Source organism: Streptomyces longwoodensis (assembly GCF_001514125.1).
GTDB classification, from domain to species: domain Bacteria; phylum Actinomycetota; class Actinomycetes; order Streptomycetales; family Streptomycetaceae; genus Streptomyces; species Streptomyces longwoodensis.
In genome coordinates, this window is the sequence record NZ_KQ948549.1 from 400,748 (window position 1) to 420,684 (window position 19,937).

General features: G+C 75.7%; 18 protein-coding genes and 1 pseudogene. 5 read left to right on the forward strand and 14 right to left on the reverse strand.

The features are described 5' to 3' along the window. Window positions 1-18: 18 nt before the first annotated feature. Genes AQJ30_RS01780 through AQJ30_RS39925 form a run of 3 tightly spaced genes read left to right on the forward strand, consistent with a single transcriptional unit; the run spans window position 19 to window position 3,888 of the window. Window positions 19-957 (forward strand): glutaminase, encoded by a 939-nt coding sequence (locus AQJ30_RS01780; protein ID WP_067227910.1) that lies wholly within the window; start codon window positions 19-21, stop codon window positions 955-957. Beyond that, window positions 905-2,521: a polyprenol phosphomannose-dependent alpha 1,6 mannosyltransferase MptB gene (gene mptB / locus AQJ30_RS01785; protein ID WP_281200895.1), complete on the forward strand. Its 1,617-nt coding sequence runs from the start codon at window positions 905-907 to the stop codon at window positions 2,519-2,521. Before AQJ30_RS01780 ends, mptB begins: the two co-directional genes overlap by 53 nt. Then, complete coding sequence (locus AQJ30_RS39925; protein WP_067228860.1) at window positions 2,518-3,888, forward strand: glycosyltransferase 87 family protein; 1,371 nt, start codon at window positions 2,518-2,520, stop codon at window positions 3,886-3,888. Before mptB ends, AQJ30_RS39925 begins: the two co-directional genes overlap by 4 nt. Before the next feature lie 83 nt (window positions 3,889-3,971). Here AQJ30_RS39925 and AQJ30_RS36420 read toward each other — a convergent pair. The 8 genes and pseudogenes from AQJ30_RS36420 to AQJ30_RS01835 form a co-directional block, all read right to left on the reverse strand. Next, a pseudogene (locus AQJ30_RS36420) lies at window positions 3,972-4,817 on the reverse strand (D-alanyl-D-alanine carboxypeptidase family protein); the annotation flags it as partial. 98 nt (window positions 4,818-4,915) lie between these two features. Continuing rightward, entirely contained in the window at window positions 4,916-5,827 is a 912-nt protein-coding gene (locus AQJ30_RS01805) for a hypothetical protein (protein WP_067227917.1), read from the reverse strand. Next, a complete protein-coding gene (locus AQJ30_RS01810; RefSeq protein ID WP_245726770.1) occupies window positions 5,824-7,437 on the reverse strand; it encodes a polysaccharide deacetylase family protein in 1,614 nt (537 codons plus the stop codon). Before AQJ30_RS01810 ends, AQJ30_RS01805 begins: the two co-directional genes overlap by 4 nt. 100 nt (window positions 7,438-7,537) lie before the next feature. Beyond that, window positions 7,538-9,007, reverse strand: coding sequence for a glycosyltransferase family 2 protein (locus AQJ30_RS01815; protein WP_079083712.1), 1,470 nt, complete (start codon window positions 9,005-9,007; stop codon window positions 7,538-7,540). Beyond that, a complete protein-coding gene (locus tag AQJ30_RS01820; RefSeq protein WP_079083713.1) occupies window positions 9,004-10,404 on the reverse strand; it encodes a nucleotide sugar dehydrogenase in 1,401 nt (466 codons plus the stop codon). Before AQJ30_RS01820 ends, AQJ30_RS01815 begins: the two co-directional genes overlap by 4 nt. A gap of 214 nt (window positions 10,405-10,618) precedes the next feature. Beyond that, window positions 10,619-11,761, reverse strand: coding sequence for a transcription termination factor Rho (gene rho / locus AQJ30_RS01825; RefSeq protein WP_067227919.1), 1,143 nt, complete (start codon window positions 11,759-11,761; stop codon window positions 10,619-10,621). 390 nt (window positions 11,762-12,151) lie between these two features. Beyond that, entirely contained in the window at window positions 12,152-12,688 is a 537-nt protein-coding gene (locus tag AQJ30_RS01830; protein ID WP_067227920.1) for a P-loop NTPase family protein, read from the reverse strand. A 41-nt stretch (window positions 12,689-12,729) separates the two neighbouring features. Further along, window positions 12,730-13,131 (reverse strand): nuclear transport factor 2 family protein, encoded by a 402-nt coding sequence (locus tag AQJ30_RS01835; protein WP_067227922.1) that lies wholly within the window; start codon window positions 13,129-13,131, stop codon window positions 12,730-12,732. 82 nt (window positions 13,132-13,213) lie between these two features. On the opposite strand from AQJ30_RS01835, the gene AQJ30_RS01840 reads away from it, so the two are divergent. Further along, window positions 13,214-13,777 (forward strand): PadR family transcriptional regulator, encoded by a 564-nt coding sequence (locus AQJ30_RS01840; RefSeq protein ID WP_067227924.1) that lies wholly within the window; start codon window positions 13,214-13,216, stop codon window positions 13,775-13,777. Between the two features lie 5 nt (window positions 13,778-13,782). After that, complete coding sequence (locus AQJ30_RS01845; RefSeq protein WP_067227925.1) at window positions 13,783-14,508, forward strand: class I SAM-dependent methyltransferase; 726 nt, start codon at window positions 13,783-13,785, stop codon at window positions 14,506-14,508. Window positions 14,509-14,557: 49 nt separating this feature from the next. Here AQJ30_RS01845 and AQJ30_RS01850 read toward each other — a convergent pair whose 3' ends face one another. From AQJ30_RS01850 to AQJ30_RS01875, 6 genes are all read right to left on the reverse strand, one after another. Next, window positions 14,558-15,301, reverse strand: a complete 744-nt coding sequence (locus AQJ30_RS01850; protein ID WP_067227927.1) for a GntR family transcriptional regulator — start codon at window positions 15,299-15,301, stop codon at window positions 14,558-14,560. Between the two features lie 144 nt (window positions 15,302-15,445). After that, window positions 15,446-16,612: a serine hydrolase domain-containing protein gene (locus tag AQJ30_RS01855; protein WP_067227929.1), complete on the reverse strand. Its 1,167-nt coding sequence runs from the start codon at window positions 16,610-16,612 to the stop codon at window positions 15,446-15,448. Window positions 16,613-16,757: 145 nt separating this feature from the next. Then, complete coding sequence (locus tag AQJ30_RS01860) at window positions 16,758-17,726, reverse strand: acetylxylan esterase (protein ID WP_067227930.1); 969 nt, start codon at window positions 17,724-17,726, stop codon at window positions 16,758-16,760. A gap of 101 nt (window positions 17,727-17,827) precedes the next feature. After that, window positions 17,828-18,415 carry an Rv1733c family protein gene (locus tag AQJ30_RS01865; protein WP_067227932.1) on the reverse strand — a complete coding sequence of 196 codons (588 nt, stop codon included), beginning with the start codon at window positions 18,413-18,415 and terminating at the stop codon, window positions 17,828-17,830. Between the two features lie 110 nt (window positions 18,416-18,525). Further along, window positions 18,526-19,305, reverse strand: a complete 780-nt coding sequence (locus tag AQJ30_RS01870; RefSeq protein WP_067227934.1) for a ferredoxin reductase — start codon at window positions 19,303-19,305, stop codon at window positions 18,526-18,528. Then, window positions 19,298-19,903: a sulfite oxidase-like oxidoreductase gene (locus AQJ30_RS01875; protein WP_067227935.1), complete on the reverse strand. Its 606-nt coding sequence runs from the start codon at window positions 19,901-19,903 to the stop codon at window positions 19,298-19,300. Before AQJ30_RS01875 ends, AQJ30_RS01870 begins: the two co-directional genes overlap by 8 nt. Window positions 19,904-19,937 lie beyond the last annotated feature (34 nt).

Genomic DNA, 19,937 nt, shown 5'->3' on the forward strand with positions numbered 1-19,937 from the left:
GACCGGCCCGGAGGCACAATGGCGATCATGACCACGACGTCGTCCCTCGCCTTCCAGCCGGTCCTGGAGCGCATCGCCGAAGAGATCGAGCGGACCCCCGGCCGCGGCCGCCCCGCCGACTACATCCCGGCGCTCGCCGCCTGCGACCCCCGCCGCTTCGGCATGGCCGTCGCGGAGCTCGACGGCACGGTGTACGGCGTGGGCGACTGGCGGCAGCCGTTCTCGACGCAGTCCATCACCAAGGTGTTCACGCTGGCACTGGACCTGGCCCGCGAGGGCGACTCCCTGTGGGAGCACGTGGGCCGCGAGCCCTCCGGCAACCCGTTCAACTCCCTGGTGCAGCTGGAGTACGAGAGCGGCATCCCGCGCAACCCGTTCATCAACGCGGGCGCCCTCGTCGTCACCGACCGCCTGCACACCCGTACCGGCGACGCGGCCGGCGAACTGCTGGCGTTCCTGCGCTCGGAGAGCGGCAACCCGGCGCTCGGCTTCGACCAGGAGGTGGCCGCCTCCGAGTCGGCGCACGGCGCCCGCAACGCCGCCCTCGCCCATTTCATGGCGTCCTACGGCAACATCGACAACCCCGTGCCGGTGCTGCTCGACCAGTACTTCCGCCAGTGCTCCGTCGCGGCCTCCTGCGCCGACCTCGCCCGGGCGACCACCTTCCTGGCCCGGCACGGCATCCGCTCCGACGGCTCGCGGCTGCTCAGCCGCAGCCAGGCCAAGCAGGTCAACGCGATCATGCTGACCTGCGGCACGTACGACGCGGCCGGCGACTTCGCCTACCGCGTGGGGCTGCCCGGCAAGAGCGGCGTCGGCGGCGGCGTCATCGCCGTCGTACCCGGCCGCTGCACCCTGTGCGTGTGGAGCCCGGGCCTGGACGAGCGCGGCAACTCGGTCGCCGGTGTGGCGGCCCTGGACCGCTTCACGACCCTCACCGGCCTGTCGGTGTTCTGAGCCGCCCGGTCCGCCGCCCGGTCCGCCGCCCGGTCCGCCGCCCGGTCCGCCGCGCGGCCCGGGTTCGCCCGACGGCCGGGCACGCCGCGGTCACGCGCAGGCCGCCGGGCCGCTGGGGAGGCGTCGCTTTCCGGCCACCCGGTCCCGCCACACTGGCCGGGTGTTGGCCATGGCGCACCCCGTCGATCTCCGCCGCTGCCAGGTGCTGGGCCTCGGCGGCACCGCGTGTCTCGCGCTCGGCGGCGAGACGGCCGGTGCCCTGCCCGCCCGCGAACTCCTGGCCCCCTCCTCGCCCCGGGCCGTCCTCGGCCTGGTCGGCGTCTACTTCGGCCTGGTCCTGCTGACCGCGGCCTGGGCACTGCTCGGCCGTCTGGTGGGCGGCGCCGACCGGCCGAGCCCCCGGGCGCTGGCGCTGGTCCTCGCCGTCTGGGCGGCGCCGCTGCTCCTCGCGCCGCCGCTGTTCAGCCGGGACGTCTACAGCTACCTGGCGCAGGGGGCCATGGTCGACGCCCACCTGGACGTCTACGCCCACGGCCCCGCCCGGCTCGGCGGGCCCCTCGCCGACGAGGTCGCCCCGCTGTGGCGGCACACCGGTGCCCCCTACGGCCCGGTGTTCCTCGCCCTCGCGGCCGCCCTGTCCGGCCTGACCCGGGGCCAACTCCCCGCCGGATTGCTGGGGATGCGCCTCGTCGCCCTGCTCGGCGTGGCGCTGATGGCCGCCGCGCTGCCCCGCCTGGCCCGGCACTGCGGCGCCGACCCGTCCGCCGCGCTGTGGCTGGGCGTGCTGAATCCGCTGGTCCTGCTGCACCTGGTGGCGGGCGCCCACAACGACGCCGTGATGCTGGGGCTGCTGGGCCTCGGCCTGGTGGCCGCGCTCGGCCGCCGGCCGGTCCTCGGCGCCGTGCTCGTCACGCTCGCCGCCCTGGTCAAGGCGCCCGCCGTCCTCGGCCTCGCGGTGGTCCTCGTCGTGCAGCTGCGGGCCGGCCGCCCCCCGGTCCCGGCGGTGCTGACGACCCTCGGGGCGGCGGCCGCCACCACGGTCGCGGCGACGGCGGCCGCGGGCACGGGCTACGGCTGGATCGGCGCCCTCGACACCCCGGTGTCCGCGCAGAACTGGGCCCTCACCAGCCTCCTCGGCCGTGCCACCCGGTCCCTGCTGGAACACCTCGGCAGCGACCTGGCCCCGCTGGCCGTGCCCGTCTGGCACGCCCTCGGCCTCGCCCTCACCGCCGGCCTGCTGGCCGTCATCTGGTGGCGGCTGCGGCCGCGCCCGGTGTACGCGCTCGGTCTGAGTCTCGCCGCGGTCGCCGCGTTCGGCCCGGCGGTCCGCCCCTGGTACGCCCTGTGGGCGCTGTTCCTGATCGCCGCCGCCGCGCCCAGTGCCCCGGTGCGCCACCGCGTGGCGGCCGTGGCCGGCGTGCTGGCCCTCGCGGTCCTGCCCGACGGCGGCCCGGCCGGCGCCGGCCAACTGCTCCTGGCCGTCTCCGGCGGGGCCCTCGCCGTGGTCGTGCTGTGGCAGGCCCGGCTGGCCGTGGGGCCCGCGGTGCCGGCGCGGACGGCATGAGGGCACCCCGCACCGCGCGCGGCCGGCTCGCGCTGGTCGTCGTCCTCGCCGCCGCCGTCACCGCCTTCACCGCGACCGTGCCGCTGCTGCGCGACTGGTTCGACCTGCGCGTCTACCACGGCGCCGTCGACGCCTGGGTCCACCACGGCGGCCGCCTCTACGACTACCGGGTCCCGGGCACCCCGTACGGCTTCACCTATCCGCCGTTCGCGGCGGTCACCATGCTCCCGATGGCGCTGCTCGGGCTGGGCGCCGCCGTCGCGCTGTGCCTGCTGCTGGACCTGGCGGCCCTCGCCTGGGTGCTGCGGGTCCTCGCCGGACCGTCCTGGCGCCGGTACGGCTGGTACGGGGCCGCCCTGGCCGCCTGCGTCCTCGCCCTGTTCGAGCCGCTGCGCGACACCGTCAGCTTCGGGCAGGTGAACGTCCTGCTGCTGGCGCTGGTGCTGACCGACGCCTGGCTGCTGGCGACCGGCCGGACCCGCTGGGCGGGGGTCGGCACCGGCCTCGCCGCGGCGGTCAAGCTGACCCCGGCCCTGTTCATCGGGCTGCTGCTCCTCGTCCGCCGCCCGCGCGCCGCCGGTACGGCCACCGCTGTCGCCGTCGCGGCCACGGCGTTCGCCGCGCTGGTCGCCCCGGACGCCTCGCGCTTCTACTGGACCGAGGCGATGTGGGACACCGGCCGGGTGGGCCGCCTGGACTACGTCTCCAACCAGTCGGTCCAGGGTGTCCTGGCCCGCCTCGGGGTGGGGGGCCACGCCGTGTGGGCAGTGTGCGCGCTGGCCGTGCTGGCCGTCTGGGCCCGCCGCGCCCGCCGGGCGGCGGCCGCGGACGACTGGCCGGCGGCGTTCGCGCTCACCGGCCTGACGGCCTGTCTGGTCAGCCCCGTCACCTGGGTGCACCACCTGGTGTGGGCGCTGCCGGCGTTCGCCGTGCTGCTCCGCGCCGGGCACCCGCGCGTGGCGGGCGCCCTGTACGCCGTGATGTGCACCAGCGTGGTGTGGCTGTGGTTCGACGACGCCTCGGGCGTCGACGGATTCCTCGGCGCCAACGCCTACACATGGGTCACCCTCGGGCTGCTGCTGTTCCTGCCGGCCGGTCAGGTGCCGGCGGAGCGGCGCAGCCGCCACCGCAGCCCCAGCGACACGGCGGCGGCCCCCAGACAGGCGGCCCCCACCACGGCCACCGCGTCCGGCCAGCCCGGACGGTCGTCCTCCCGCGGCGCGGCGGGGGCGGCGACCGGGGCCGCCGGCACCGCGGCGGGCCCCGGCCTGGGCGGGGCGGCGCGCGGGACGTCCAGCGATCCCACCGGATCGACGCTCCCGGCGGCGGTGAACCCCCAGTCCAGCAGCGCCCGCGCCTCCTCGTAGACCGCGAGGCCGCCGCCCGACCGGGGGTTCATCACCGTCACCACCAGCGTGCGCCCGTCCCGGCGGGCGGCGGCCACCAGGGTGTTCCCGGCCTGCGTGGTGTAACCGTTCTTGATGCCGATCAGCCCCGGGTACGGCGCGACCCCGTTGCCGGTCAGCAGCCGGTTGGTGTTGGCGATCGGGTACGAGCCCCCGCCGTCGCCGGGGAACCGGGCCAGCGCGGTCGCGCAGTACCGGGCGAAGTCGGCGTTGCGCAGCCCGGCCCGCCCGAACACGGCCAGGTCGTACGCCGACGACACCTGGCCGGGCGTGTCGTACCCGTCGGGCGACAGCACGCGGGTGTCGAACGCGCCGAGTTCCCGCGCCGTGGCCTGCATCCGCTCGGCCGCCGCCTGCCAGCCGCCGCTGAGCGCGGCGAGGACGTGCACGGCGTCGTTGCCGGAGTTCAGGAACACCCCGCGCCACAGGTCGGCGACCTCGTAGGTGCGTCCCGGCGCGACCCCGACCAGACTGCTGCCCGCGCCGATCCCGGCCAGCTCCTGCTCGCTGACCCGGTGCCGGATCCCGGCGGGCAGCGACGGCAGCACGGTCAGCGCGAAGAGCGTCTTGAGGGTGCTGGCGGGCGGCAGCGGGCGGTGCGCGCCGGACGCGGCCAGCACGTCACCGCTGTCGGCGTCGGCCACCAGCCACGACAGCGCGGACAGCGGGGGGACCGCGGGCGCGCCGGGACGGGGCCGGACCTGCACCCCGGGCTGGTGCAGCAGTCCCGGCGCCGGTGCCGCCCCGGGGCCGCCGCCCGGCGCCGGGTCCGCCACGCGCGGGGCGGCGACCGCGGCCGGGCCGAGGGCGAGCACCCCGGCCGTGCAGAGCGCGCAGGCCGACACGGTGGTCCGGGACACGAACGACCGAGAAGAGGATCCGATCTTCATATGAGCAACGTAGAAACCGGGGGCGCCATCCGGACGCTGCCCGTGCCGTACGCGCCCGGCGTGCACCCGGATGCCGTAGGCGCCGCCGCTCGTCCGCGTCACTGTTCCGAGCGGTCGACGACGGGGGCTGGCGACAGGACCTGCCCCACGGGTGACGGGACCGCCGCGAAACCGTGGAAGTACAGCTCCGTGTTGTCGCCGCGGACGCCGACCCCGCCGGGCCCGGACAGCGCGCCCGGCGCGGTGTCCTCGGCCTGGACCACGGTGCGGCTGTCCACCTGCAGGCGGAGCAGCACGCTGCCGGCCGCCGTGGTGACGGCCTGGGCGACGACCTGGTGCCAGGTGTCGTGGCGCAGGGGGGCGCGGGCCTGGGCGAGGGTCGTGTAGAGGCCCTCGGTCCCGGCCGCCGCGCCGGCGGGCGGCGCCTTGCGCTTGAGCGCCACGGTTCCGTCCCGGCGGCAGAAGCTGAGCGCGTACAGCTCCTGGGCGCTGCGGTAGCGCAGCCACAGGTGGCCGCCGTCCCACGCGGTCGCGGGGGTGCGGGGGGTCTCGCCCGGGGGGCGCAGGAGGAAGCGGCCCAGGAGCGTGACGTCACCGAAGTCCCGGCGGCTGCTGACGGCGCGCAGGACGGCGGAACCGGTGTGCAGCCGTGAGCCGGGGTCGGGGGTGTCCCCGTCGGGGACGCCGCTCCAGCCGCAGCCCCACCGGCTCAGCAGGGAGCCACTGGTGACGGTCCAGTCGCGGGAGGTGCGGGCGTCGGCGGCGCCGGGGTGGCGGTAGGCGTACTCGTTGGTGACCAGGCCCCGGTGAGGGAACAGGGGGACGAAGGGCCTCGTGCCGGGCAGTGGGCGGGACGCGTACCACGCCGGCGGGATGTCGTCCCGCACGGCACCCGTGCGCCTGGCCGTGTCGGTACCCGTGCAACGCGGCAGCAGCCCCACGGTGCTGAGCGCCGCCGCCAGGCCGCCCGTCACCAGGCCCCGGCGGGGGAGACCGCGGTACCGCGTCACCGGTGGCCCTCCGGCGACGCGGCCGGGGCGACGGTCAGGGCGGCGAGCCGGGGGAAGGGGACGCCGGCACGGCCCGTGCGCGTGCTGAAGGCGATGCCTCCCGTGCCCTCGCCCCGGCGCAGCCGGGGGGCGCGGTGCTCGATCGGCCCGGAGCCGTCGACGAGCACGACGGTCCGGGCCCGCCCGACGGTGACGGTCAGACGATGGGACGGACCGGGCTCCACCGCGCGCCGGGCGACCTCCCGGCGGCCGTCACCGACCCCCGCCAGCACCCGGACGAGGCCGTGGCCGAGGGAGACGGTGACCGGGTCGCGGCTCCTGTCGTTCACGATCAGCGCGACGCTGTTGTCCTGCCCGCGGAGCCGGTCGACGGTGACGCGGACGGTGTAACCCGTCCAGTCCGCCGAGCTCATGGGCCGGTACGCCGCTGAGGCGTAGCCGGCCCCGTCGGGCCGACGGCCGGTACCGGTCAGCGCCGCGAGCGCGCCACCGGGGCGGCCGTCGGTCCGTTCCCACTGCTCGGGTTCCGTCAGCGGTGCCGGGCAGGCGGAGGGCGGGACGGGCGCCCAGCGGGCGACGGCGGCGAGCAGGTCCGCCGCCCGCGTCGCCCGGGTCACCTCCAGCCGCTGGACCTGTCCTTCGGCGGCCGCGCGCGGCCCGGCGGGAAGCGGCCGCCCGGAGGCGTTGGTGAACCGGACGGCGAAGCGGGCACGCAGCGCCCGGACCAGGAACCGGCGATCCGCCCGGTCCCGCGCGCCGGACCCGCCGGTGTCGGCCGCGGCCCGCCGCGCGGGAAGGGTGGCCTCCGAGAACGGGAAGGCGAACAGGCGCGGACGGGGCAGACCGTGCCCGGCGAACTCCCGCAGGGAGCGGTCCAGGTCCCGCCCGACCCGCTCGCGGTAATCCCGTGCCGTCTCGCCGCGCCCGGGTCCGGCGAGCCACAGACGGTGGGCCAGGGCCGGGACCTGGCGGCCCCTCCGGTCCGCCGCGGCACGGTGGTGGAGGTCGTGGGTGTGGTCCTGGAAGTCCCAGCGGCCGGAGCGGTGCATGCGCGCGATCTCCGCCCAGGACAGGTAGTACGGCCGGTGACGGCCGACCTGCCCGGTGATGAGGAAGGCGGCCGCCCTCATGCGGTACTTCGCCAGGATGCGGTCGGCGTGCACCCACAGCCCGTGGGTGCCGTCGTCGAACGTGAGGAACACCGAACGCGGCGCGGGCGTACGGCCGTCGCGCAGGAACGCCAGGAACTCGTCGCTGGAGAGGCTGCGGTAGCCGGCGCGGGCGAGCGCGGCGATCTGTGCCTCGAACACCTCGGGCGTCACCGCGTAGCGGCTCCGGCTGTGCCGGGCGACGTCGTGGTAGGCCAGGACCACGGGGCCCTGCCGGACGGCGGGGCCGGCGCCGGGGGCCGGCGGGGGCGTGGACGCGGTGCCGGGCGGGGACTCCTGCGCGGCGACGGCGCGGGTGGCGGCGTCGACGTGCCAGGCCGCCACGAAGGGCCCGGCCACCAGCAGGGCGGCGAGCAGGGCGAGCAGGGCGCGCGTGCCGTGCCCCGGGAGGCGGGAGGCCGGCACCGAGGGGGTCGCGTGGCGGTCCACCGGGTCGGTCACGGCAGGTCCCCTCGGAACAGGACGGTCAGGTAGAGGGCGACCACGGCGGTGAGGACCAGCAGGCCGGTGAGGACCCGGGCGAAACGGCGCGGCAGGCCGGTCATGCCGCCCCCCTGGTCCAGACGCCCTTGCGGACGGTGAGCAGCGCGTAGGGCAGCAGCCACGCCAGGACGAGCGCCGAGAACAGGCTCATCAGCGGCCGCCAGCGCCAGCGGGTGTCACCGGGGTGGTCCAGCCGGTAGGCCAGGCCCCACGCGCAGCCCTTCAGGAGCACGCCCAGCAGGTAGAGGACGGTGAGCCACCAGTCGCCGTGCAGGGGTGCCCACAGCAGGTGCACGAAGGCCATGGCGGGAGCGGCCAGGACCCACAGGACGTGGCCGTAGAAGAGGGCGGCCGGCCCCACACCGCGGCGCCACATGAAGCCGCCGGTGAAGAACAGGTTGCGCAGGAAGCTCTTCTTCCAGCGGACCTGCTGGCGCAGCAGGGGTGCCATCCGGGCCGGTACGTCGGTCCACACCCGGGCGGAGTGGACGTAGCCGACCCGCCAGGGGCGTTCGGGGAAGTCCTGGGCGGTGACGAAGGGGGAGGAGGCGTGGCGTGCCTTGAGGGTGCGCCCCTGCCACCTCTGGCCCAGGACGTAGCCGGTGAGCTGGCGGTCGGTGGCGAACTTGAACGGGGCACCCAGGAACCGGTCCTGTGCCCAGGCGGGCAGGTAGTTGTAGACGGCGTCGCGGCGGAACACGGCGAGCGGGCCGGAGACGCAGGAGACCGAGCCGAACGACGCCTCGGCGGCCTTGGACACCCGGAACTGTCCCTCGTACCAGGTGTCCTGGATGCGCGTGAGCACGCTCGCGCGGGCGTTGCGGGCGCGGCAGTGCCCGCTGACGGCGCCCAGGGACGGGTTGCGGACCAGGGCGCGCACGCAGCGCCGCAGCGCGTCGGGCGCCAGCACGCAGTCGGAGTCGGTGAACGCGATGACGTCGGTGGTGACGTCCTGGCAGGCGAGGACGAGGGCGTGCTTCTTGCCCAGGTTGCGGGTCAGGCGGAGCACGTCGATGCCGAGCTCGCCACGCAGTCGCTCCAGCACCTCGGCCGTGCCGTCGGTGGAGTGGTCGTCCACGACGACGACGCGCAGCCCGGCACAGTCGGAGGAGACCATCGAGCGGACGCACGCCTCGATGCCGTCCACCTCGTCCTTGACCGCGAGGACGAACGTCACGGTGGGCTCGGCGGGCAGCGCGGGGAAGGCGGGGCCGGCGCGGTGCCGGCGGGGGAGGGGCAGCGCCTGTGCGGAGGGGTCCCGGTAGTGGCTGTAGGCGAGGTGGAACACGGCGATCGTGCCGGCCAGCACCACCACGCCGTAGAGCAGCGGCAGGGAGGGCTGCTTCAGGCGGACGGTGGCCTGCGCCAGGAGCAGCAGCAGGGGCAGCAGGCACACCAGGGTGAGCAGACGGCGCACCCCGTGACGGACTGCGGGGTCGGCCCGCTGCAGACGGGCGGTGAGCCGGGTGGCGGGCACGGCGTGGGGCACGGCCGCTCGCGGGGTGAGGGTCCGGGGCGCGGTGCTCACCGGGCGGCCGCCACCGCGCCGAGCCGGTGACCGACGTCCAGCGTCCGGTCGGCGTCGAGCCAGCTCAGGTCCGTCCCGGGGTGCACGGTGTGGATGACGACCAGGTCCCAGTCGGTCGCGCCGGGGTCGGTGACGGTGCTGCGGACCGCGCCGGCGAGCCGGGCCGAGGGGACGAGGGGGTCCAGGTACTCCACCTGTGCGCCCGCGTCGGCGAGCCGTCCGGCGATCTCCAGCGCCGGGCTCTCCCGCAGGTCGGCGACGCCCTCCTTGTAGGCGAGGCCGACGAGGAGGATCCGTGCGCCGGCGGTGGGCACGCCTGCCGTCGCCAGCCGCTGGCAGGCCCGGCGCACCACTTCCTGCGGGCGGCGGCCGATGGCCCGCATGGCGGTGTCGATGAGCGGGACGTGCTCGCGCCGGGCGCGCAACTGCCACAACAGGTAGTGCGGGTCGCACGGGATGCAGTGCCCGCCGACGCCCGGACCGGGGTAGAAGGGCATGAATCCGAACGGCTTGGTCGCCGCGGCCGCGATGACCGGGCGCGGGTCGAGCCCCAGACTGTGACAGCTGTCCGCCAGTTCGTTGGCGAGGGCGATGTTGACGGCGCGGAAGGTGTTCTCCCACAGCTTCGTCATCTCGGCGGCCTCGGGGCTGTCCACCCGGTGGACGGCCGGTGCGATGCCGGCCAGCAGGTCGGCGGCCCGCTCGGTGCAGGCGGCGCTCGCGCCGCCCACCACCCGGGGGGTGCGTTCCTGTCCGTGCGCGGAGTTGCCCGGGTCGATGCGCTCGGGGGCGAACGCCACGAACACGTCGGTGCCGGCGTCCAGCCCGCGGGCGCGCAGCGGGTCGATCACCAGCTCGCGCGTGGTCCCGACGTAGCTGGTGGACGTGAGCAGCAGGAGCTGTCCGGGGACCGCGTGGCGTACGACCCCGGCACAGGCCGCGGAGAGCATGCGCAGGTCGGGCACCTGGTGGCGGTCGACCGGGGTGGGCACGCAGATGAGTACGGCGTCGGCCGCGGTGACGGCGGCCGGCTCCGCGGTGAGGCGGAAGGAGGCGTCCTGCGGATCGGCCATCTCCGCTTGGAGGCGGCACAGTTGCTCCGGCAGGAGGTCGACGCGGCCGGCGCGGACGTCCCGCAGCCGCTCCGTGCTGACGTCGATGCCGACCACGTCGGCTCCGGCGTCGCGCAGGGCCAGGGCGGTGGGCAGACCGACGTAGCCGAGTCCGAGGACGGCCACGGTACGTCCGGCCAGTGGTCCGCCCGGCCGGGCACGGGGCGCGGTCCGTCCGGCCACGGAACGGGGGTGCGCGAGCGGAACGGCGGCCTGGGCCCCGTCGTCGGCGGGCACCGGCGCGGTGGGGTCACCCAGCTGCGGCTGGACGGGAGCGGAGGTCATGGGGGATCCCGGAGTTCGGCGCGCCCCTGGGGGCGAGGGTCCTCTGATACGGAAGGAATCCTGCGTGACCCGGCTCGGCGTGAGCGGCAAGGGCTCAGCCCACGGGCCGATTGCACCCGCTCGGCCTACGGGCGCGGGGCATCCCCCCGGAGGGCATCCCGCGCAGGGCGTCCGACGGAGGGCGCCGCCGCTCAGCACCGGGCCGATCCCCGAGCTACGCCCCCGGCAGGGTCGGCTGGATCCGCCGCAGGAACGTCGCGTTGTCCGGGCTCTGGCGCATGCGCTCCAGCAGGGTATCCAGGTGGGCGTGCCCGTCCCGGGTGCGCAGCGCCCGGCGCAGGCCCCGCACGGCGTTCAACTCGGCGGGGGAGAGGAGGAGTTCCTCGCGGCGGGTGCCGGAGGCGTCGATGTCGACGGCGGGGAAGACGCGCCGGGAGGCCGGTTCGCGGTCCAGGCGCAGCTCCATGTTGCCGGTGCCCTTGAGCTCCTCGAAGAAGAAGTCGTCGGCGCGCGAGCCGGTCTCCACCAGCGCCGTGGCGAGGATCGTGAGCGAGCCGCCCTCCTCGGCGGCGCGGGCGGCCCCGAAGAACCGCTTGGGCCCGAGCAGCGCACCCGCGTCGACGCCGCCGCTGAGCGTCCGGCCCCCGGAGGCGGCCGCGTTGTTGTGGGCCCGGCACAGCCGGGTCAGGGAGTCGAGGAGGATCACGACGTCGTCGCCGGCCTCCACCAGCCGCTTGGCCCGCTCGATCACCAGGTCGGCGAGCGCGATGTGCTGCCGCGGGGCCCGGTCGAACGTCGAGGCGTACACCTCGCCGCGCACGGAGCGGCGCATGTCGGTGACTTCCTCGGGCCGTTCGTCGAGCAGCACGACCATCAGCCGGCACTCGGGGTGGTTCCCGGCGACGGCCGCGGCGAGTTGCTGGAGCAGCACGGTCTTGCCGGTCTTGGGCGGGGCCACGAGCAGGCCGCGCTGGCCCTTGCCGACGGGGGCGAGCAGATCGGTGACGCGCCCGGCGAGCCCGGCGGCCGGGTGTTCCAGGCGCAGCCGCTCGCTCGGGTGCAGGGGTGTCAGGTCGCGGAAGTGGCGGCGGCCGCGCAGCGCGTCCGGCGTCCGGCCGTCGACGCGGGTGACGTCGGTGAGCGCGCGCTGCTCGCCCCGCACGCCCTCCACCAGGTCGCCCTTGCGCAGGCCGTGACGGCGGATCAGTGCGGCGGGGACGGTGGGGTCGGCGGGGGAGGGCAGGCAGTCCGGCCCCCGCAGGTGCCCCTTGCCGTCGCCGTCGACGTCGAGGACGCCGGTGACGGTGCGGGCCGGGGGCCGCTGCTGGACGGGGGGACGTTCGAGTGTGGTGGTCATGGTGGTCGGTCCTTTCGCGGACGACGGGCAGGGCAACTGCTGCAGGAGGGGGTGGAGCCGCGGAGGGGGGAGGCCGGCCGGCGTGCGCGAAGAGGGCGACTGCCTGGCGTACGGAAGGGCCTCCGAGCGGCGGGAACGGCACCCGGGTGCGCGAAGGGCGTGGGCCCGGGGTGCGGACGGAAATCCGAGAGCGTCGCGGAAGTGGAAAGCGACGGAGAGAGAAGATCCGCACCGACGCCCACGACGGGGCGTGCACAGGTGCTGACGGCAGCGTAGCACTCGCTGACCGGTTCGTGGGGTGAACACGGCGGGAGACCGCCGTATTCCGTGGCCGTACGGACGGACGAACTGACGGTACCGGCGCCGGTGCCCTCCGGCCGGCCGCCCTCCTCAGTCCTCCCGCGCCGGCAGCCCCGCCAGCCCGGTCTCCCGCAGCACCCGCTCCACCGTGTCCGCCAGCGCGCTGTCGGCGCCGATCACGGTCTCCCGCAGGCCGGGCAGCAGGTCCAGCGGCCGGTACCACTCCCGCAGCTGCTCCTCGCCCACGCCCGGCAGGTCGGGCTTGGTGGCGTGCCGCAGGAGGGTCTCCTCGAACGGCACGTCCAGGTAGTAGCCGTGCGTGGGCCCCCGGTGGTCGGCGCACAGACGGCCGAGCATCGCGCCGTAGCGGGAGGCGTCGAGGATGCCCTCGACGACGACGTGGTAGCCGGCGTCGAGGGCGTAGCGCGCGACGGTGTCGATGAGCCCGATGTTCGCCCCGCCCGGCCGGTCCCGCTCGCGCAGCACGGTCCGGCGCAGGTGGTCCTGCCCGACGAGCGCGACGCCCCGGCCGAAGCGGTTGCGGATCCCGGCCGCCACGGACGACTTGCCGGACGCGGAGTTCCCCCGCAGGACGATCAGCCGGGTGTCGGCGCTGCCCACCTTCATGGGCGGCAGGCTACTGCGCCCTCAGGGCGACGGGACGGCGTTCACCGCGGGGCGGCGCCCGACGCCTCCTGCACGATGCGCTCGAACTGTGCGCCCATGGCGGCCGCGAGGGCCTGTGCGCCCGAGAGCGGACGCACCATCACCATGAACCGGTCGATCAGCCCGGCCTCGTTCACGTGGAGGAAGTCGCAGCCGGTCAGCTCGCGGCCGTCCACCCGGGTCGTGAAGACCAGCGCGTGGTCGCGGCCGTCGGAGCCGGACAGCTCGCGCTCGTAGCGGAAGTCCTCGAAGACGCGCAGCACCCCGCGCAGGACGGCCGCGGTGAGCGCCTTGCCCTCGTAGGGCTTGAACGCCACCGGGCTGGTGAACACGACGTCCTCGGCCAGCAGCGCCTCCACGGCGTCCATGTCCCGTGCCTCGACGGCCTCGCGGAAGGCGCGCATCGGATCACCTGCGACTCTCTGTGTCAGTCAACTTTTTGAATAGGTGCGTTCGACAATAATCACCCGCTGTTACCGTGTCCACATGTCTCTCAAGTACGCCGTCCTGGCCGCCCTCCTGGAGGGCGAGGCCTCGGGATACGAGCTGTCCAAGCTCTTCGACGTCTCGCTGGCGAACTTCTGGCCCGCCACCCCGCAGCAGCTCTACCGGGAGCTGGAGCGGCTGGCCGGCGACGGGCTGATCGAGGCCCGGGTGGTGCAGCAGGAACGGCGGCCCAACAAGCGGATGTTCACGCTCACCGAGGCCGGCCGCGCCGACCTGCGGGCCTTCTCCGCCGCCGCGCCGCGCAGGCCGACCGCGATCCGCGACGAGCTCCTCATCAAGATCCAGGCGAGCGACGGCGTCGATCCGGGCACCGTCCGGGAGCTGCTCGAGGAGCGCATGAGCTGGGCGCGTGGCAAGCTCGGCCGGTACGAGCGGGTCCGGGAGAGACTGCTGGCCGGCCGTTCGGAGGAGGAGTACCTGCGCGAGGCCGACCGCGTCGGCCCGTACCTCACCCTGCTGGCCGGGATCGGGTTCGAGGAGGAGAACCTGCGCTGGTGCGAGCGGGCCCTGTCCGTCCTCGGCCGGCGCGTTGCCCTAAGCTGACCCGGATGTTCAGCCCCGAGGGCCCGACCCTGCGCGAACTCGCCGTCCAGGCACTGTCGTCCGTCGAGCGCGGCTACGACCTGCTCGCTCCGAAGTTCGACCACACGCCCTTCCGCACCCCCGACCCGGTCCTCGACGCGGTCGCCGCCGCCCTGCGGCGCACCGGCCCGTACGAGGAGGGCCTGGACCTGTGCTGCGGCACCGGCGCGGGCGTGGGCGTCCTCGCCGAGGTGTGCCGCTCGGGCGTCACCGGCGTCGACTTCAGCGCCGGGATGCTGGCGCAGGCCCGCCGGCGCACGGACGTCACCGGCCCGCGGGTCTCCTGGGTCCGCGCGGACGCCCGGGCCCTGCCCTTCGCGTCCGCCTTCGACCTGGTGGTCAGCTTCGGCGCCTTCGGCCACTTCCTGCCCCGTGAACTGCCGGGCCTGTTCCGGCAGGTGCACCGGGTGCTGCGGCCCGGCGGCACCTTCGCCTTCCCGGTCCTCGCGCCGCCGCGCCCCCGCCACCCGGCGTTCTGGATGCTGCTGGGCTTCGACGCCGTGATGCGGGTGCGCAACGCGCTGTGGCGGCCGCCGTTCGTGATGTACTACCGGGCCTTCCGGCTCGGCCAGGTCCGCCGGGAGCTGGAGCGCGCGGGCTTCGCGGTGGACCTGTACGCGCTGCCGGAGTTCGGCCGCCGCGACGACGGCAGCCCCCGCGTCCGCATGGTGGCGGCCCGCCGGACCTCCTGACGCCGCCCCGGGCGGGGCGGGGGCGGTCCCGGCGGGCCACCACCGGGCCTCACCCGGCCGCGGGCAGCGTGAACTCGTAGACCAGCGCGCCCTGGCGGGTGTCCACCAGCAGGTCGGTGATCTCCAGCGGGCGCGCGTACTGGTCGTGTACCCGGCGGGTCACCCGCATCGAGGGGGCGTCGGGCAGGCGGGTGATCGCGTCGTGGTGGTGCAGCGTCAGGCCCGCGCGCCGCATCCAGTCGTAGGCGCGCCGCAGTTGGGGTGTGCCGGGCGCCCCGGCACGCTCGCGGTAGCGGGCGAGTTCCTCGACCTCGGCGAGCGCGACCGCCGAGAACGACGTCACGGCCGTGCGCCGGCCCCGTCCGTCCGTCCCGGCGGCCTCGTAGCGGTGGACCAGGGTCGGCCGGTACGGAGCGAGGCCGAGCGCCTCGGCGTGCTCCGGCGGGGGCGGCTCCCAGCTGACGCTGGCCGTGTTCACCGTGCCGGGCTCGGCCGTCCCGGCGCCCAGCGGGAAGGCCAGGCAGGTGGGCGTGGACACCGGCGTCCCCGGCAGGGCGGCGTGGCTGCCGCGCCGGTCGGTCTCGACCAGGCCGTCGCGGCGCAGCACGTCCAGCGCCTGCCGTACGGTCTCCCGGCTGACGCCGTACTGCTGCGCCAGCCGTCGTTCACCGGGCAGCCGACGGCCCGGTGGGAAGCTGCCGTCGCGCAGGGCGTCCAGCAGTTCCATGGCGATCCGCCAGTACAGCGGCCGTTCCTCGATGTGCGGGTGCTCCCGGGGGATGCTGCGGGCCATGTGCCGCGCGCCTCCTGTGGTGACGTTTCGTAGCCGTGCGGGCTCGGTGCGCCACCACATCTACCATTGGTCTAAACCAGTTGGGAAGGGCGGCCCGCCCGAACGGCCGAAAGCGGGCCCCTCGCCCCGTCGGCCCCGGCCGCGTCACAGCGCCTGGTACAGGGCGTCCACCAGGGCCGTCTTGCGCGGATCGTCGGCGATCCGCGGCCCCATCCGGTTCATGACGTAGCCCAGTGCCACCCCCGCCTCGGGGTCCGCGAGCCCGCAGGAGCCGCCGAAGCCGTCGTGTCCGAAAGCCCGCGGGTTCGGCCCGTACGAGCCGTGCGGTCCGCTCAGCCACAGGCCCAGGCCGATCTCCGTGTCCCGCCCGAGCCCCGCGCCCAGCACCAGGTCCCGTCCGGCGCCCTGCCCCTCGCGCACCCGCTCGACCGCCGCGGGGGACAGGATCCGCTGCCCGGCGTGGGTGCCGCGCCCGGCGAGGACGGCGTACAGCTCCGCCACCGCGCGTGCCGTGCCGTGCCCGTTCGCGGCGGGTATCTCGGCGGCCCGCCACGCCGGGGTGTTGGCCCCGGCCGCGCCCACCGCCGGGTTGGTCAGCGCGGCCAGCGCCACCGGCGCCAACCGGCCGGGAGCCGCCTGCTGTTCGCCGGGTGAACCGGCCGGGGCGTGCTCCAGCACGGCCACCCGGCCGGCGTCCTTCTCGGGCAGCCCAATCATGAAGTCGACGCCGAGCGGCCCGGTCACCTCCCGCTCCAGGAACGCCCCCGGTGTCAGCCCCGACACCCGTCGCACCACCTCGCCCACCAGGTGGCCGTAGGTGAGCGCGTGGTAGCCGAACCGCGTCCCCGGCTCCCACCACGGCTCGGTGGCCGCGAGGCGCGCGACGGTCGCCTCCCAGTCGCACAGCTGCTCCAGCGAGTGCGGCTCGCGCAGCCCAGCCAGGCCCGCCCGGTGCGACAGCAGGTGCCGTACGAGCACCTTCTCCTTGCCCGCGGCGGCGAATTCCGGCCAGTAGGCCGCGACCGGCGCGTCCAGGTCGAGCAGGCCCCGGTCGGCCAGGAGGTGCGCGCACAGCGCCACCGGGCCCTTGGTGGTCGACCAGACGTTGACCAGAGTGTCCCGCTGCCACGGGCGGGTGCGCGCCGGACCGGCCCAGCCGCCCCACAGGTCCACCACGGCCTCGCCGTCCGCGATCACCGTGACGGCCGCGCCGAGTTCGCCCCGGGTGCGGAAGTTCTCCTCGAACGCGTCCCGCACCGCGGCGAACCGCGCGTCGCAGTGGCCGTGCAGCTGTGCCTCGTACTCGGGCATGGGCGCCCTCCGTCATCCGCCGGAAAACCGGGATCCGTGAAGTGCCGACCGCGCCGCCGCGGGCCGGCCCCCCGAACATACCGACCGGTCGGACCAGTGGGAAGGTCGCGTCCGCGGACGGTCCCGGCCGACGGGCCGGTCCAGGTCAGGCGTAGGAGCGCAGCCAGCGCAGCTTCGCGGCCTCCTGGTACGGGCCGCCGCCCTCGTGGTCGTTGAAGTCGTAGACCTCGATCGCCTTGTCCTCGTGCGCCCAGGCGTTGAAGGCGGCGAACACCGTCGACGGCGGGCAGGTCTGGTCCTCCAGGGCCGCGGAGAACAGCGCGGGCGCCGCGCCGCGCGCCGCGAAGTGCACCCCGTCGAAGTAGGACAGCGTGCGCAGCGCGTCCTCGGTGCGGCCCCGGTGCGTCTTGAGGAACAGGCCGATCTCCCGGTACGGATGACGGTCCGTCAGGGTCGCGGCCCGCGGGAAGTCGCACAGGAACGGCACGTCCGGTGCGACCGCCACCAGGTCGGGCACCAGGCCGCCCACGGCGATCGTGATGCCGCCGCCCTGGCTCGCGCCGACCGCCACCGTGCGCGAGGCGTCGGCCAGCGGGTGCGACCGGGCCGCCTCCACCGCGCGCACCGCGTCCGTGAACACCCGCCGGTAGTAGTAGTGCTCGGGCGCGTCCAGGCCCCGGGTCATGAAGCCCGGGAACGCGGGGGCGCCGCCCACCGGGTCGGCCGTGGCCCCGCCCCCGCCCCAGGTGCTGCCCTGGCCGCGGGTGTCCATGACGAAGTGGGCCCGGCCCGACGACGCCCACAGCAGGTGCTCGTGGGGCAGGCCGCGCCCGCCGCCGTAGCCGACGAACTCCACGACGAGCGGCAGCGGCGCGGTGGCGCCGGCGGGCAGCGTCAGCCAGCCCTTGACCGGGTGCCCGCCGAACCCGGCGAACGTCACGTCGAACACCTCGACCGTCGACAGGCCCGTGTCGACCGGCTCGAACCGGGCGTCCAGGTCGTGCGCGCGCGCCTCCTGGAGCGTCTTGGACCAGAACGCCTCGAAGTCCTCCGGCTCGGTGGACGCGCTGCGGTACGCGCGCAGTTCGTCGAGGGAGAGGTCGAACAGGGCCATGCAGGACCGCCTTTTTGTCAACGGGCTGGACGAACCAGCACACCGTACGTGCCCGTGACAGGCGCCCACCAGACCCCGTCCCGCGTGCGGGGGACCGCGGTTCAGGCGTTGTGCCGCCGCGTCCACTGCGGTTCGGTGCGGGTCCAGTCCCGCTCCCACTCGCCCAGCCGCCGGCGCAGCGCGACCCGGCGGACCACCGCGTGCGCCAGCAGCACCGCGGTCCCGGCGCCCAGGGCGACGCTGCTGCCGATGGTCAGGGTGTGCTGCCACACCGCCGTCTCGTCGGGCGGCGCGGTGACGCCCCGCCCCCGGGAGTCCAGCCACACGGTCACCGTGTCGCCGGTGCGCGTGCCCGCCGGCACCCGCGCCGCCGTCAGCCGGGGCCGCTCGCCGGGCGGCGTCCAGCGCACGGTCACCCGGTAGCTCCGGCGGCGCCCGTCCTCCATCACCGGCAGGGCGTCCGGGGTGTCACCCACCACCTCGGCGCGCACCCGGTGGCGGTCGGCCCGCTGCGCCGACGCCACGGCCCGTGCCTCGTCGTGCGCCCACCGGCCCGCGAGGGACCCGGCCAGGGGCGCGCCCACCAGCAGCAGCACGGCCACCACCAGCGCCGTCCACGCCTCCACGACGTCCGACCGGCGCCGCAGCGGATTGCTCCGCCAGCGCCAGCCGCGCACCCGGTTTCGCACGTCGACCTCCTCGCCGCACGCGGACGAGTGCCCACAGGTAAGTCGTACGCCTACCGGAGCCATTGTTCAACGGGAAGCCGACGCCACCACCCGCGGGGCCCGGCGGACGGTCAGCCGAAGCGCTCGATGCGGATGCGGTCCACCGGCTGTCCGGCCGCCACCAGCAGGCGCGAGGCGTGCTCGGCGAACCCGTTGGAACCGCACACGTAGGCCTCCCAGCCGCCGGGCGGCCGCTCGGCGAGGACCGGCTCCAGGTGCGCGGCGCCCAGCCGGCCCACGGGCGTGCCCCGCGGCGCCCGGCGGGTGAAGACCGGCGTGGTCTCCGGGCCGTACTCGCGCGCGTAGATCAGCTCCTCTGGACCCCGCGCGGACACCAGCAGCCGCAGCGGTACGTCCAGGCCGCGCGCCCGGTGGTGCCGGACCATGGACATCAGCGGGACGACCCCGGAGCCCGCGCCGATCAGCAGGGCCGGCCGGTCGCCGGGCCAGGCGAAGAACCCGCTCACCGGGCCGCGCACCTCGACCCGGTCGCCGGGCCGGGCCTCGGTGTGGAACCAGCCGGAGACCTCACCGCCCTCGACGTGGTCCAGGGTCAGCTCGATGTGGCCCGAGTCGTCGGGCGCGGAGGCGATCGAGTAGTGCCGCTGCGCGGTGTAGCCGTCCTCGGCGGTCAGCCGCAGCATCAGGTGCTGGCCGGGCAGGTGCCCCGGCCAGCCGGGCACCGCGAGCCGGAAGGTGGCCGCGCGGTCCGTCTCGCGGCGGATCGCGCTGAGCGTGGCCGGCTGCCACTCACCGGCCTGCGGCGCGTCCACGGCGATCCGGCCGGGCACGGCGAACCGGGTCGCCGGGTGGGCGGAGGCCCGGGCGGGGGCGGGAACGAGGTCAGTCACCGGAGTACCTCTGCTCCTCCCAGGGGTTGCCGCGCGCGTGGTAGCCGTTCTGCTCCCAGAACCCCGGCTCGTCGTGGTCGAGGAGCCGGATGCCGGCGATCCACTTGGCGCTCTTCCAGAAGTACAGGTGCGGCACCAGCAGCCGCGCCGGGCCGCCGTGCTCGGGCGCGAGGGGCGCGCCGTCGTACGTGAAGGCGATCCAGGCGCGTCCGCCCCGCAGGTCGGCCAGCGGGAGGCTGCTGGTGTACCCGGTGTGCGCGTAGGCCACGGCGTGGGTCGCGGCCGGGTCGGGCCGCACCGCGTCCAGGAACACGTCCAGGGACACGCCCCCGAACCGCACCCCGAACTTTGACCAGCTGGTCACACAGTGGATGTCGCCCTCGTAGACCGACCCGGGCAGCGCCCGCGCCTCGGCCCACGTCCAGGTGCGCTCCTCGGCGACCAGCCCGTCGACCCGGAAGGTCCACTCCTCGGGCGTGAGGTCGGGGGTCACCTCGGCGGACAGGACGGGCCAGTCGGCGCCCGCGTCGTACTGGCCCGGGGGGAGTCCGGGGTGCCGGGCGCGCGAGCGTCCGGCGAAGCCTCGCGTGACGTTCATAGGGGGTGGTGCCTGCCTCGGTGCGACGACGGTT

Bases quoted from the DNA above. Each gene is read 5' to 3' on its own strand.
- AQJ30_RS01780 (WP_067227910.1), top strand. From the start codon at position 19: ATGGCGATCATGACCACGACGTCGTCCCTCGCCTTCCAGCCGGTCCTG.
- AQJ30_RS39925 (WP_067228860.1), top strand. From the start codon at position 2,518: ATGAGGGCACCCCGCACCGCGCGCGGCCGGCTCGCGCTGGTCGTCGTC.
- AQJ30_RS01820 (WP_079083713.1), bottom strand. From the start codon at position 10,404: ATGACCTCCGCTCCCGTCCAGCCGCAGCTGGGTGACCCCACCGCGCCG.
- rho (WP_067227919.1), bottom strand. From the start codon at position 11,761: ATGACCACCACACTCGAACGTCCCCCCGTCCAGCAGCGGCCCCCGGCC.
- AQJ30_RS01830 (WP_067227920.1), bottom strand. From the start codon at position 12,688: ATGAAGGTGGGCAGCGCCGACACCCGGCTGATCGTCCTGCGGGGGAAC.
- AQJ30_RS01835 (WP_067227922.1), bottom strand. From the start codon at position 13,131: ATGCGCGCCTTCCGCGAGGCCGTCGAGGCACGGGACATGGACGCCGTG.
- AQJ30_RS01840 (WP_067227924.1), top strand. From the start codon at position 13,214: ATGTCTCTCAAGTACGCCGTCCTGGCCGCCCTCCTGGAGGGCGAGGCC.
- AQJ30_RS01845 (WP_067227925.1), top strand. From the start codon at position 13,783: ATGTTCAGCCCCGAGGGCCCGACCCTGCGCGAACTCGCCGTCCAGGCA.
- AQJ30_RS01850 (WP_067227927.1), bottom strand. From the start codon at position 15,301: ATGGCCCGCAGCATCCCCCGGGAGCACCCGCACATCGAGGAACGGCCG.
- AQJ30_RS01855 (WP_067227929.1), bottom strand. From the start codon at position 16,612: ATGCCCGAGTACGAGGCACAGCTGCACGGCCACTGCGACGCGCGGTTC.
- AQJ30_RS01860 (WP_067227930.1), bottom strand. From the start codon at position 17,726: ATGGCCCTGTTCGACCTCTCCCTCGACGAACTGCGCGCGTACCGCAGC.
- AQJ30_RS01875 (WP_067227935.1), bottom strand. From the start codon at position 19,903: ATGAACGTCACGCGAGGCTTCGCCGGACGCTCGCGCGCCCGGCACCCC.